This window comes from Microcystis sp. BLCC-F210, assembly GCF_042134685.1.
Classification (GTDB): Bacteria; Cyanobacteriota; Cyanobacteriia; order Cyanobacteriales; family Microcystaceae; genus Microcystis; species Microcystis aeruginosa_D.
In genome coordinates, this window is sequence record NZ_CP169647.1 from 1253274 (window position 1) to 1266897 (window position 13624).

At 42.5% G+C, this 13624-nt stretch carries 11 protein-coding genes and 1 pseudogene; 7 read left to right on the forward strand and 5 right to left on the reverse strand.

Going from position 1 to position 13624, the window contains the following annotated elements:
* Positions 1-119 precede the first annotated feature (119 nt).
* The 6 genes from pta to ACE3JL_RS06030 all read left to right on the forward strand — a co-directional run bounded on the left by pta (position 120) and on the right by ACE3JL_RS06030 (position 8085).
* On the forward strand, positions 120-2216 hold the full coding sequence (pta, locus tag ACE3JL_RS06005; protein WP_375329055.1) for a phosphate acetyltransferase: 2097 nt from the start codon (positions 120-122) through the stop codon (positions 2214-2216).
* A gap of 94 nt (positions 2217-2310) precedes the next feature.
* Positions 2311-2448 (forward strand): hypothetical protein, encoded by a 138-nt coding sequence (locus ACE3JL_RS06010; RefSeq protein ID WP_271988355.1) that lies wholly within the window; start codon positions 2311-2313, stop codon positions 2446-2448.
* Between the two features lie 480 nt (positions 2449-2928).
* On the forward strand, positions 2929-3735 hold the full coding sequence (locus ACE3JL_RS06015; protein ID WP_375329056.1) for a creatininase family protein: 807 nt from the start codon (positions 2929-2931) through the stop codon (positions 3733-3735).
* Positions 3736-4068: 333 nt separating this feature from the next.
* Positions 4069-5979: a heavy metal translocating P-type ATPase gene (locus ACE3JL_RS06020; RefSeq protein ID WP_375329057.1), complete on the forward strand. Its 1911-nt coding sequence runs from the start codon at positions 4069-4071 to the stop codon at positions 5977-5979.
* A 20-nt stretch (positions 5980-5999) separates the two neighbouring features.
* Positions 6000-7280, forward strand: a complete 1281-nt coding sequence (gene hisS / locus ACE3JL_RS06025; RefSeq protein WP_375329058.1) for a histidine--tRNA ligase — start codon at positions 6000-6002, stop codon at positions 7278-7280.
* Between the two features lie 154 nt (positions 7281-7434).
* A complete protein-coding gene (locus ACE3JL_RS06030; RefSeq protein WP_271988359.1) occupies positions 7435-8085 on the forward strand; it encodes a hypothetical protein in 651 nt (216 codons plus the stop codon).
* Between the two features lie 177 nt (positions 8086-8262).
* Here ACE3JL_RS06030 and murJ read toward each other — a convergent pair whose 3' ends face one another.
* The 5 genes and pseudogenes from murJ to ACE3JL_RS06055 all read right to left on the reverse strand — a co-directional run bounded on the left by murJ (position 8263) and on the right by ACE3JL_RS06055 (position 11479).
* Entirely contained in the window at positions 8263-9990 is a 1728-nt protein-coding gene (gene murJ, locus ACE3JL_RS06035) for a murein biosynthesis integral membrane protein MurJ (RefSeq protein WP_375329059.1), read from the reverse strand.
* Positions 9935-10471, reverse strand: a complete 537-nt coding sequence (locus ACE3JL_RS06040) for a hypothetical protein (protein ID WP_375329060.1) — start codon at positions 10469-10471, stop codon at positions 9935-9937. The genes murJ and ACE3JL_RS06040 overlap by 56 nt, the downstream gene beginning before the upstream one ends.
* 65 nt (positions 10472-10536) lie before the next feature.
* A pseudogene (locus ACE3JL_RS06045) lies at positions 10537-10722 on the reverse strand (hypothetical protein).
* 12 nt (positions 10723-10734) lie between these two features.
* The gene (locus ACE3JL_RS06050; RefSeq protein WP_193958857.1) at positions 10735-11322 is read right to left on the reverse strand and encodes a Uma2 family endonuclease; all 588 of its coding nucleotides are present in this window, start codon (positions 11320-11322) and stop codon (positions 10735-10737) included.
* Between the two features lies 1 nt (position 11323).
* The gene (locus ACE3JL_RS06055) at positions 11324-11479 is read right to left on the reverse strand and encodes a CU044_2847 family protein (protein WP_375329589.1); all 156 of its coding nucleotides are present in this window, start codon (positions 11477-11479) and stop codon (positions 11324-11326) included.
* 407 nt (positions 11480-11886) lie between these two features.
* On the opposite strand from ACE3JL_RS06055, the gene ACE3JL_RS06060 reads away from it, so the two are divergent.
* Positions 11887-13611, forward strand: a complete 1725-nt coding sequence (locus ACE3JL_RS06060) for a diflavin flavoprotein (RefSeq protein ID WP_375329061.1) — start codon at positions 11887-11889, stop codon at positions 13609-13611.
* The last annotated feature ends 13 nt before the right edge of the window (positions 13612-13624 follow it).

Here is a 13624-nt window from a genome sequence, read left to right on the forward strand (position 1 = left end):
GGCAGGGGGGATAAAAACCACCTTAATAAGGGGGGCAGGGGGGATAAAAACCACCTTAATAAGGGGGGCAGGGGGGATAAAAACCCACCTCGTTATTCATTATTATTCTTCATATACCCATGACTAACTCTTTATATATCAGCACGACAGCAACGGGAAGCGGTAAAGCGTTAGTAGCTTTAGGAATTATTGACTTAATTCTCCGCAAAACTAATAAAGTTGCTTTTTTTCAGCCAATTGTTCTCGACTGTTCCGAAGGTCATCGGGATGAAGACATTGACTTAATCCTCAATTATTTTAAATTAGAACAAACCTACGAAGAGGCCTTTGGTTTATGTTATGACGAAGTGAAGGAGTTATTGGTACAACAAAAATTTGATGAAATCATCGAAAAAATTATCAAAAAGTTTAAAAACTTAGAAAATAAGTATGATTTTATCCTCTGTGAAGGTTCCGATTATCTGCAAGAAAATTCCGCCTTTGAATTTGAACTAAATACAGAAATCGCCAAAAATCTCGGCCATCCCATCTTAATATTAGGCAATGCTCGCCAGCGCAGTATCGAAGATGCCCTTAGTCCGATCCTGATTTCCTGCGACACCTACCAAGATAAAGGTTGTAAGGTGATTGGCATTATTATCAATCAAGCTGAAGAGGAAAAAACAGAGGAATTACGGAAAACCCTCACTAAAATTTTCCCCCCCCAAGAATATGCCCTAGGAGTGATTCCCCATAATGCTAAACTTAGCAGCCCGCGAGTAGCAGAAATCGCCCAACAATTACAGGCAAAAGTTCTCTACGGACAGCACAGATTAGATAGTTTAGCCAGTAACTTTCTGGTGGTGGCCATGCAGATGCAAAATGCCCTAGAGCGGATAAAAGAAGATAGTTTAATTATCACCCCTTGGGATCGCGGCGATGTAATTATCGGGATGTTACAGGCCCACCAATCGGCCAATTATCCCCAATTAGCTGGTATAGTCTTAACAGCAGGTCATCACCTCAATCCTTCGATCGCCCGTTTAATTGAAGGTTTGCCCGATCCCTTACCGATTCTCTCCGTCACCACCGATACCTACACCACGGCCGAACGCGTCCACAATGTGCGAACCACCCTGACCTCGACGGACTACGATAAAATCAACCTCAGTCTGCAGCTTTTTCACAGTAACATCAATCTCGATCGCCTAGAAGCGCAAATTCGCACTTTGCGGACCCAGGGGATTACCCCGAAGATGTTCACCTATAATCTCGTACAACAGGCCAAAGCGCAAAAACGTCACATCGTTTTGGCCGAAGGAACCGAACCGCGCATCCTCCAGGCAGCCACAGTTTTAATCGAACAGGATATCGTCGATTTAACCCTCTTGGGACAACCGGACGAGATTGCAATGGTGATTAAAAAACATGGTATCACTCTCGATCTCGATCGCCTGCAAATTATTAACCCCGTGGCTAGTCCCCATTTTGAAAGCTATGTGCAGATCCTCTACGAAGCGAGAAAAACCAAGGGAATGAATCTCGACATGGCCCGGGATTATGCACAGGATGTCTCCTATTTTGCCACTTTAATGGTGTATCAAGGCGATGCTGATGGTATGGTATCGGGGGCAGTGCATACCACTCAACACACGATTCGGCCTGCACTCCAGATTATCAAAACTAAGCCCGATTGTGCGATCGTCTCCTCGGTCTTTTTTATGTGTCTAGAGGATCGAGTCTTGGTCTATGGGGATTGTGCGGTGAATCCCGACCCCAGCGCCGAGGAATTAGCCGAAATTGCTCTATCTTCTGCCGAAACCGCCCAAAAATTCGGAATTGAGCCGCGAATCGCCCTGCTTTCCTATTCTTCGGGTCAATCAGGCCAGGGAGAAGACGTGGAAAAAGTACGACAAGCGACTAAAATCGCTAGGGAAAAACGCCCCGATTTGAAGCTAGAAGGACCGATTCAGTACGATGCGGCGGTAGATAGGGAAGTAGCCGCCCAAAAAATGCCGGGATCAGAGGTGGCCGGCCAAGCAACAGTGTTTATTTTTCCTGACCTGAATACAGGTAATAATACTTATAAAGCCGTGCAGCGGGAAACGAAAGCTTTAGCCATCGGTCCAATCCTACAGGGATTAAAAAAACCCGTCAATGATCTCAGTCGCGGTTGTACCGTTCCCGATATTATCAATACGGTGGTGATCACGGCCATTCAATCCCAATCTTTTTGATTTATCAGTTTAAGAGGCGATTCCTAGGGATTGCTAATTCGGGCTAGACTAAATTAAAATAATTAATTAAACCCAATCATTTGTTTATTTATTTATGAGTCAAGCTGCTGCTGCAATCAATACTAAACTAATTGATTCTCTTGCTCCAATTATCCTTTTCTTAACTGACCAAAAACAACAGCTTCTCGATCATAAAATTCAGCATCCAGCACTAGCAGCCAAGGAAATTTAACGTCAATAGGAGGTATTTAAACGCAACATCGATCTAGGAATAGAACAACTCAGGCAGGGTGATTATACTGAATATAAATAATCCTCATTACCTAGTTTATTAGAAACTATTAAGATGCTTGGAAAACAGCGACTTCAAAGATTTTCTATATTATCTTAGTTTCCTGAACTTGGTAAGCAGTGTAACGATGGCTCTTCTAGGTTCTGTGTGATAAGTTTAACTTACAGAGGATCGTTCAATCTTTGTGTCCTCTGTGTCTCTGTGGTTCCTTCCACTTGCTCGCTGGGAAGACTGTATCTTAGAATACATTTTACCCACCAAACCCAAGAGAGCCTAACGATTTACTAACAAGAATTAGAAGTCTTGCAAATGAACCTTATCTTTAAAAACGATTGGCAACTTTTCCACGAATTAGTGATAAAGTGACAAAATAAACAGTAATTTTTTCCTTAACCATAATCTCTCACCAACAATAAAATTATGATGCACAGCTTTATTCCCCCACATCGTTATTTTCCCTATCTTACTTGGACTGATATAGATTCAATGCCAGACAAAGAAAATGTGGTAATTATTCAGCCAATTGGTGCGATCGAACAGCATGGACCTCATCTACCTATTGCCGTTGATGCTGCCATTAGTTTAGGGGTTTTAGGTAAAGCTTTCGAGAAATTAGATACAAACATTGCCGCCTTTGCTTTACCCTGTATCTACTACGGAAAATCTAACGAACATTGGTCTTTTCCCGGCACAATTACCCTCTCGGCAGCCACCTTATTAATGGTCATTCAAGAGATAGCTGAAAGTCTCTATCGTTCCGGTTTTCGCAAGTTAGTATTAATGAACTCTCACGGTGGACAACCCCAAGTTATGGAAATTGCCGCTAGGGATATCCATCAACAATATCCCGATTTTTTAATATTTCCTTTGTTCACTTGGCGAGTTCCCCACAATGGGGCTGAATTATTCTCGGAATATGAATTAGAATACGGTATTCATGCAGGAGATGTGGAAACTAGCATTATGTTATCATTAATGCCAGAACAGGTAAAAATTGAGCGCGCCGTCCGAGAATATCCCCAAGGTTTGCCAGAAAATAGTTTATTAACTATGGAAGGAAAATTGCCCTTTGCTTGGTTAACTAAAGAATTAACTAAAAGTGGAGTCATGGGGGATGCTACTAATGCAAGTAAACAAAAAGGCGATCGATTATTAGAATCTGTTGCTAACGGTTGGGTACGCGCAATCACTGATGTTTATCAATTCCGTCAACCGAAGTTATCTTAATAGAAAATTAATCAGAACTGTCAATAAGATGTACTGCATTTAAACGGACTATTGGTAATTTTAGTACAAAATTTAAATGCAATAGAGCTTATAGCTTCCTGAAATACACGCATATCGAGTAATCCACATCACGAGGTTGTGGAGGATGATTTTTGACTTTTTTTCCAGATCAAGGAAAATTTTATCATCACTCTTACTAATCTTTATCAAAATAAAAATACCCTCATCCCTGTTAAAGCGAACTATCCTTCCTCCTATATTAATAATTATTTTCAATAATTCCAGTGGACTAATTTTTTCTAGAATGGGGAGAGAAGTAATTACCATCGATCCATGATTCAGAATATTTCGTCCTCTTGGTTGTCTGAGTATTCCTCGGCAGTTGCCGCAGGAATTTGCGCTATTTTAGTCTTTTTTGGTTGGTTATGCCTACACCTTAATCTGATCGGCCTAGCTTTAATCCTACTACCGATCGCCTATGTGGTGGGAGGATACGAGAGTACCCAAGCAGGATTAACGACTTTATTCGAGGAAAAAGAACTGGATGTGGACCTGTTAATGATTGTAGCGGCGTTGGGGGCGGCGATTTTGGGACTCTGGGACAGTAATTACTATCTGATCATCGATGGAGCCATTTTAATCCTAATTTTCGCCATTAGTGGCGCATTAGAACAGATTGCCCTGGCAAAAACCGATCGCAATATTCGTTCTCTCATGGCCATGACTCCCGATACTGCTAGATTAATCACGGGAGACAGCGAAAAAGAGGTTCCTATCAAGCAATTACACATCGGTGATACAGTTTTAGTCAAACCGGGTGAATTAATCCCCATTGATGGCATTATTATGGAGGGAAACAGTCCCATTAATCAAGCGCCCATTACTGGGGAATCGCTTCCCGTGGATAAAACCATCGGTGAAGAAGTCTTTGCGGGAACTCTCAACGGTGCGGGGGTGCTACGTTTAAAGGTGGAAACTCCCCCCGAAAGTCGCTTAATTGAGAGGGTGATTCGTTTGGTAGAAAAAGCGCAAAATGAATCCCCTCCCTCCCAACAGTTTATCGAAGGTTTCGAGCGGGGTTATGCGAAAATTATCGTGATTTTGGGCTTAATTTTCGGGATTTTACCGCCTTTTCTCTGGGGTTGGACCTGGGAAACCACTATCTATCGGTCCTTAATTTTTCTCGTGGTGGCTTCTCCCTGTGCTTTAATGGCCTCAATTATGCCAGCTTTGTTATCGGGTATCGCTAACGGGGCAAAACAGGGGATTTTATTCAAAAATGGCGCAAGATTGGAGATGATCGGCCGCATACGAGCGATAGCTTTTGATAAAACCGGCACTCTCACCCTTGGTAAGTTGCAAGTGGTGGAAATTATCCCTATTCATGCAGTCAGCGAAAATGAGGTGTTAGCGGTGGCTGCAGCCCTAGAATCCTGTTCCGAACATCCCATCGGATCCGCTATTACCGCCACAGCCAGGGAACGTGGTATAAATTTCTTCAGTGCTAATCAGGTACAAGCGGTATCGGGACGGGGTATCACGGGAAAAATTGCCGATAAGTCGGTATCTGTGGGCAATTTTGCCTATATTCGTGACCATATTACTGATCTTGACCAGAATATTTTAGCTACCCACGAACGTTTACAAAAAGAAGGTAAAACCCTCGTTTGGGTAGTACAAGAGAATCAGATGCTCGGTGCGATCGCTGTGGCCGATACCCTTCGTGACTCGGCAGTTAATCTGGTGGAGAAGCTAAAAAAGATCGGTATCGAACATATCGTTTTAATTACGGGTGATAATCAACAAAGTGCTGATAAAGTCGCTGAAAAACTCGGCATTGAGGAGGTTTACGCTGATTTACTGCCCGAAGATAAGTTAACCGTGATCAAAAATCTGCAAGAAAAATATCACACTGTCGCTATGGTAGGAGATGGCATTAATGACGCGCCCGCTTTAGCTATGGCTAATGTGGGGATTGCCATGGGAAAAGCGGGTAGTGATGTGGCCTTGGAAACGGCCGATATTATCCTTATGTCCGATAATTTAGCCAAAATTCCCAGCGCAATTAACCTTGGTCGTCGTGCCAATCGCATCGTTAAACAGAATATCACTTTCGCCCTCGCATTTATCGGCATATTGCTGATAGCCAATTTTGTTGGTGATATAACTTTACCTCTAGGTGTCATCGGTCATGAAGGATCGACGGTATTAGTGACTCTCAGCGGTTTAAGATTGTTGAATTAAGGATAAAAATACAGGGAACTATGGGCGAAATTCAGGCAATCCGAGGCACAAAAGATATTTTACCGGCGGAGGTCGGTTACTGGCAGTGGTTAGAGGAAACTGCCGGCAGAATTCTAGGAACTGCGCTGTATCAAGAGATACGAACTCCCATTTTTGAACAGACGCAACTTTTTGAACGGGGTATCGGGGAAGCGACGGACGTGGTAGGTAAAGAAATGTACAGTTTCCTCGATCGCGGTCAACGTTCCCTGACTTTGCGACCGGAGGGAACGGCTGGGGTCGTTCGCGCCTACATTGAACACAAATTACAGGCAGCTGGAGGAGTACAAAGACTCTGGTATAAGGGGCCGATGTTTCGTTATGAACGTCCGCAAGCGGGTAGGCAGCGACAGTTTCATCAAATCGGGGTCGAATTGTTGGGAAGTGATGATCCTAGGGCGGATGTGGAAGTAATTACCCTTGCCAGCGAGATATTAAAAGCTGTGGGGCTAGAAAACCTAAAATTAGACCTTAATTCCCTGGGAAATGCCCAAGATAGGCAAAATTATCGTCAGGCCTTGCTAGATTATTTAACTCCCTACAAAGCTGATTTAGACGCGGATTCTCAACAGAGATTAGAAAAAAATCCCCTGCGAATTTTGGATAGTAAGGACGAGAAAACCAAGATTATCTGTGAGAATGCTCCCAGTATTCTTGAACATCTCGGCAGTGATTCTCAAAAGCATTTTGAACGGGTGCAATCTTTACTAACTGATTTGGGAGTTATCTATAATCTTAATCCCTGTTTAGTTCGAGGATTGGACTATTACACCCATACGGCCTTTGAAATTCAATCCGATGATTTAGGCGCTCAAGCTACGGTTTGCGGTGGTGGTCGTTATGATGGTTTAATAGCTCAATTAGGCGGACCAGACACACCAGCAGTGGGTTGGGCGATCGGTTTAGAACGTCTGATTATATTATTACAACAAAAGCAGTCTTTATCTTTTTTGGTTCCCGATTTTTATCTCGTCTCCAAAGGAGAAAAAGCTGAGGCCCGCAGCGTGGTGTTAGCGCAACAATTACGCGGATTGGGGTTTAGCGTCGAGTTAGACTTGAGTGGCAGCGCTTTCGGGAAACAATTTAAACGGGCCGATCGAGCCAGGGCCGTGGGCTGTATAATTTTGGGGGATGCTGAGGCTGAAAATGGCACGGTACAACTGAAATGGATGGCCACCCAAGAACAAATTAGTCTAACCCAAGCGGATTTATTGACACAAGCAGGGGAATTAAAAGCGCAAATCTCTCGGCACAAATCCTAAGTTTTAGCGTCATGGGGAAACATTAGGCTCTCTTATTCTTTGTGTCCTTTGTGTCTTTGTGGTTCGTTCCACTCGCTCGCTGGCGGGACTGTATCTTAAAATACATTTTACCCACCAAATCTAAGAGGCCAAACATTAGACCTAGGCTAAGATTATGGAATTTATACTGCAAAAACAAGGGGAAAATCACGGACGCACAATTTCTACTAATTCCCTAGAAATTGTCTCGGGAAACTATCGTCTTTTGGCCCGTCTGGATTCTCCTTTTGCTCATATTGAAGTGCGTATCGATTACGAATCTCCCGAAAGTAGCGAACGATATACCCATTATTATCGATCGGATGCCGGGGGTTGGCTGGAAATTTTTTCCTATCGAGATTTAGGAATAGGTAGCTGGCAAATTCGCTGTTATGGGGATATTTTGGCCGAATTAGGGGGGCAAGGTTGGCAAGAAATGTTAACTTTAATTGTTACTCCTGTTAAGATCAATTATCTGGCTCAATTAGAACAGTTAATTAAAACCGAAATTGAACCTTTCTTAGCACAAGAATCCTCTCCAGAGATGGTAAAATTAGAATTGGCTGATTTAACTAATAATTCCGCCTTTGTTTTTGATTTATGCCTACCAGAGGAAACAATGACTGCTAGGGAAGGGGTAACTCTAGAACTGCCGGAACCTGCTAATATGAAAAAGAGCCTTCAAAGTTTATCTAATCGCAATTCTGCACCCCTACCCCCGAAAATATCCGGTTCTAATTCTCGCCGAAAATCACCGCAACTGCCCCCAATTCCTAAAAATAAATAACCTTAGGGACTTGCGTGGGAATAATATCCCAATCGATCGGAGGGCGCAAGCTTTGCGCCCCTACAGTAACGGATTTTGTCCACAATGTAGGGGCGAACTGCGTTCGCCCAAAAGGTACATTATCAAAGCGCAAGTCCCTTATAGTATGTAACGATGAGGTAAGGCAGCAACTTAAACCTAAGATTTTTTCAAGAACTTCTGACGAACTCGCGAGATTAATAGGTCTAATTCAGGTAACTTCAATAACATCGCACCGAGGAGGAATAAACCCACTGCTACGGTCGAAGCAAAACCTAACTGTAATAATTGTAGGAAAATATTACCAGCACCGAAAACCTTTTCCCAACCCCAACTAGCACCCCAACTAGCAACACCAGAAAGCATTGTAATTACCGTTAATCCCAATAGGGATAAACCCCATTCTCCTAAGGGTAAACCTCCTAAACGACGATTTAAAATCACCGTAAAAATGCCCATAGAAAGGATATTAACCCCCACGGTTGCTAAAACAATCCCCGGAGTACCAAAAGGTCTATACAAGAGGAAATCCAGCGCACCATTGAGAAAAATATTTACCATACTCACCTTAAAAGGAGTTTCGCCATCACCCAAAGCATAGAACACTCGTACTAAAACATCGCGACCGAGATAGAAAAACATCCCGAAACCGTAGGCCATTAATACGGGAACCACCTGTTCCGAGGCAGCCAGATTAAAGGCACCCCGTTGATAGATAACTCGCACTACCGGGAAAGCGAGGGCGATAAAGATAGCGGTAAAGGGTAACATGGTTAAAGCCGTCAATAATAAACCCTGACGGATTCTTTGCTTCAATTCCCCCCTATTTTCCGGTTCCGTCAGTCGAGAAAATATCGGCATAAACGGCACGAGAATCATGTTAGACATGATGCCCAAGGGCGTGAGAACGATAAAACTGGCGTAACGCATGGAAGCGGCGGCATTTTCGATAAAAGAAGCGAAAAAGAGGTCAGTATAAACGTTAATATGCAACATTCCCGAAGATAAGGTCGCCGGAATCATCACCCGCAACACCTCCGACACCCCCGGAATCCGCCAATCCCAACGAAATGTTAATTTTCCTAAACCTGCCTTGACTTGTGCGCCCACTTGTGCTAGCCATTGCCAAAGCGCCCCAACGAGAGTACCGCCAGCGAGGACAAAACCCCCCAGTTGCACATATTGCGGCTCATCAATGCGATCGCCAACGAACCAGGCCAGCAAACCCACCCCGATAATCACCGCCACACTGGAAAAAAGCGGACTGAGACTCGGTAGCCAGTATTGATCCGCTGCGTTGAGAGTACCGAAACCGATGCCGATTAAACCGGCTAAAACCGCCATGGGGGCCATAATTTGCAGTTGTTGAATGGCCATGCTGCGGGTGGCGGCATCTAAACCGGGAGCGAGAACATCGATAAAAATATTGGCAAAAACGATTAAAAAGACGGTGACAGCTAATAAAATCGCACTGACTAGGGTGGTAATAGTCTCGACAATCGGTGCGGACTCGGATTTATCTCTTTTGGCCAAAACACTGACCAAAGCGCTGTGAAAGGGGCCGTTAATACCACCGAGGAGAATTAACAGAAAACCGGGGATAACGTAGGCAAAAGCGTAGGCGTTCACCACTGGCCCAACACCGTAGGCAGCGGCGATTACCTGTTCGCGGACTAAACCAAAAACCTTACTGATTAAGGTGGCAATGGCGACAATTCCGGCAATACCGGCTAAGGAACGGGTAGCTTTCTTATTAATGACGACACCTCGAAAGAAAACAACTGCATTGATCGATTCTACCCGTTTCTGTGTTCCCGCCGAAAAGCGATCGCTAGTTGGCAAATTTAATTTGACTGGAATGTATAACACCCATTTCCCCACAGACATTCGTATAATACCAAGAGCCAACCGAACCATAAATATTGATGGTTCTACGTTCTCTGACTGAACAGATGATATTGCCATTGGGGGATGTTCTCACATTTGATGGTGGAGAAAAGACTATTGCTGTAGCGATTCTTGATGTGGATTGAGAACTATTGAATCTGTAACTACACACCACCTCTAGCATCGTTTGAGTCGCCTGAGAGCGGGGACGATGAATTTGTCTTTCGGGAAAAGTCGTCCAAGTTCCGTTATCACAATTAGCTTGGCTAACCAGTCGTTGATTTCCTAAATAATAAACAAAGTCAACACTACGGGAACTAGCCGGAACAATTGAACATAAATCGATGTTAACGCTTTTTCCCGTCACAGCAGTTCCAGCAAAGTAATTACAAGTTTGAGCCAAAACTATATTCGGTTTTGCCCAGGAAGTACCGACTATCATTGTTAAAGATAGACTAGAAATCAAAATAATTTTTTTCATGGTTGATTTGACATTTTCTGGAGGCTTTTTCTGAGATTATTCTATACTTTATAACTAGGTAGGTGTTAAAATTTTCGGCTCTTCGTTACTTGGTATGGTTCGAGCAGGTTGCATAGATCAACTAAATCCTTATCTGGCAAGAGATTCAATTAATTAGTTCGCTCTAGATAAAAAACAATTGACAAAAATCACCAAATGTTTTTCTCTATAAGGGTTTCATCTCTTATGATCCTGTCCGTTGCATAAGACAAACCAAAGAACCATTATTCTTCACTTAAATTAAAATCAATGCGTTGATAAATATCCAGCAATGACATTTGAAAATCCACAGAATGAAACCTTAAAGCATCTTTGTCTGATTCAGAGGCTTTAAACAACCATTCCCCATTATTTTGTTGATAAAATTGTTCAACATAATAACGGTATTGATCAATCAAAATATATTCTTTAAACTCAGGAATTGAGCGATAAAACTTAAACTTATCAGTACGATCATAATCTCTAGTTGATTTCGATAAAACCTCGACAATGATTAACGCATTAGTTACAGTGTTTGTGCCTTTTCCTTCATATAATGGTTTGTCTTTAATCACCATGACATCAGGATAAGTATAAAAGCGATATCTTGGCATCCATAACCGTACATCACTCATAAAAGCCCAATAATCTTGATTGTTAATCTTAGTCGGAAAATTTTTATAAAAATTACCAGCAATCAGATTATGATTGATTGTTGCTCCCGTCATAGGAATAATATCTCCATCTAGATATTCATTTTTGTATTCTGCTGTTTCTTCTAGCTGACAATATTCTTCAGGTGTGTAATAGCGTTTTTCGATTTGAACTTGCATACTAACCTCCCTTATCTTGGTTAAATTGCCATTCAATAGCAACTTTAATATTAGCTTGTGCTGAACCTTTTGTCACCAAAGGAATCCCCGTTTTATCCTCAACTTGTAACCCAAATTCTAAAGTAACCTTACTGGATGGATTGGATCGGGAAATCAGGGTAAGCGCATCTAAAAATGTAGCAAATTATACAGACATCTAGAACAAGTGATAGAGTGTAGGCAAGGGACATGGCAAATTTTCAGCCTTTCTTGTCTGAATCTGGCTGCTAATCTAAGAATAAGCGGTTTAAATGCGTCTTAGCTTATTAGCATTTCTTCTCTAATTCCCTGTTTCCGCCGAAAAGCGATCGCTAGTTGTCCAATTTAACTTGATTCAAGTGTATAACAGCCATTTCCCCACACAGATCCCTAGAGAGTGTTTCTGATCAAATCGACGATCGACTCCCACCGGAGCATTAAGATAACTGTTATCAGTAATTATTGAGAAAATAAATCTCCATACCTTATTTTCTCGTGGCACAATAGAGAGAAAGTATAAAAAACTTAACAATAAGGAGGGGTTCGATGGTTGCTACACCAGTCAAAACAAAACGTCTCACCGTGCAGGTGGCCGATCTCACCGCAGACATCACCGCTATTCGTTCCCTCGATTGGGATCGCGATCGCTTCGATATTGAATTCGGATTACAAAACGGTACGACTTATAACTCCTATCTGATTCGTGGGGAAAAAATCGCCCTTGTGGATACCTCTCATGAAAAATTCCGTCAACTATATTTTGATAGTCTCAACGGATTAATTAACCCCCAAGAAATCGATTATTTAATTATCAGTCATACCGAACCCGATCACAGTGGTTTAGTCAAAGATCTGCTACAACTCGCTCCCAATATTACCGTCGTTGGGTCGAAGGTAGCAATTCAGTTTTTAGAGAATTTAGTTCATCATCCCTTTCAACGTCAACTGGTCAAAAATGGCGATCAGTTAGACCTAGGCAATGGTCACATTCTCGAATTTGTTAACGCTCCTAATTTACATTGGCCCGATACTATTTTTACCTACGATCACGGTTCGGGAATTTTATTTACCTGTGATGCTTTTGGAATGCACTACTGTTCCGATGATCTTTACGATGAGCAATTAAGTGCTATTGAACCGGATTATCGCTTCTATTATGAATGTTTAATGGGTCCTAATGCTCGTTCGGTACTAGCGGCGATGAAACGGATGGAACCCCTAGGTAATATTAATCTCGTGGCTAATGGTCATGGACCGTTATTAAAACATAATGTTACTGAATTATTGACCCGTTATCGTGATTGGAGTCAGGCACAAACTAAGGCAGAAAAAACCGTCGCTGTTTTCTATATTTCCGATTATGGTTATAGCGATCGCCTCTGTCAATCGATTGCCAAAGGTATTACTAAAACTGGTTTAGCTGTAGAAACTTTAGACCTGAAATCCGCCGATCCCCAAGAGGTAAAAGAATTAGCTTCTTCTGCGGTGGGAATCGTTATCGGTACTCCCCCTGTTTCTGGTATTAATACCCAGGAAATTACGGGAAATCTAGGCACAATTCTCGCCTCGGTTAACCCCAAACAATATATCGGAATGTTTGAATCTCAAGGGGGTGACGATGAATCAATTTTACCTCTATTTAATAAGTTTCGTGAAGTTGGTTTAACCAAAGCTTTTGATCCCATTCGTAGCACAGAAACTCCTAACGAAAGTCTCTATCAACGCTGTGAAGAAGCGGGTACAGACATGGGACAACTATTAACCCAAGAGGTAAAAGTTAAACAAAGAAAATCCCTCGATACTGACCTTGATAAAGCCATCGGACGGATTAGCGGTGGTCTATATATTATTACCACCAAGAAAGGAGACAGAAGCGGTGCAATGGTCGCTTCTTGGGTGACGCAAGCAAGTTTTGATCCTCCCGGTTTTACCGTTGCTGTGGCCAAAGATCGGGCGATCGAGTCTTTAATGCAAGTGGGGGATCAATTCATTTTAAATATTCTGGAAGAAGGCAATTATCAAACCCTGATGAAACACTTTTTAAAACGTTTCAGACCAGGGGAAGATCGTTTTGCAGGAGTCAATACTCACACAGCTAATAATGGTTCCCCAATTTTAGCCAATGCTCTCGCTTATTTAGAATGTGAGGTCGTTAGTCGCATGGAATGTGCTGACCACTGGATTGTTTACAATAAAGTCACCGATGGTCGCGTTTCTAAACCTGATAGTTTAACGGCCGTTCACCATCGCAAAGTCGGTAATTATTATTAGGATTCTTGCTTGA

Coding starts and splice junctions, on each gene's coding strand:
- pta (WP_375329055.1), top strand. CDS start 120: ATGACTAACTCTTTATATATCAGCACGACAGCAACGGGAAGCGGTAAA.
- ACE3JL_RS06010 (WP_271988355.1), top strand. CDS start 2,311: ATGAGTCAAGCTGCTGCTGCAATCAATACTAAACTAATTGATTCTCTT.
- ACE3JL_RS06015 (WP_375329056.1), top strand. CDS start 2,929: ATGATGCACAGCTTTATTCCCCCACATCGTTATTTTCCCTATCTTACT.
- ACE3JL_RS06020 (WP_375329057.1), top strand. CDS start 4,069: ATGATTCAGAATATTTCGTCCTCTTGGTTGTCTGAGTATTCCTCGGCA.
- hisS (WP_375329058.1), top strand. CDS start 6,000: ATGGGCGAAATTCAGGCAATCCGAGGCACAAAAGATATTTTACCGGCG.
- ACE3JL_RS06030 (WP_271988359.1), top strand. CDS start 7,435: ATGGAATTTATACTGCAAAAACAAGGGGAAAATCACGGACGCACAATT.
- murJ (WP_375329059.1), bottom strand. CDS start 9,990: ATGTCTGTGGGGAAATGGGTGTTATACATTCCAGTCAAATTAAATTTG.
- ACE3JL_RS06040 (WP_375329060.1), bottom strand. CDS start 10,471: ATGAAAAAAATTATTTTGATTTCTAGTCTATCTTTAACAATGATAGTC.
- ACE3JL_RS06050 (WP_193958857.1), bottom strand. CDS start 11,322: ATGCAAGTTCAAATCGAAAAACGCTATTACACACCTGAAGAATATTGT.
- ACE3JL_RS06060 (WP_375329061.1), top strand. CDS start 11,887: ATGGTTGCTACACCAGTCAAAACAAAACGTCTCACCGTGCAGGTGGCC.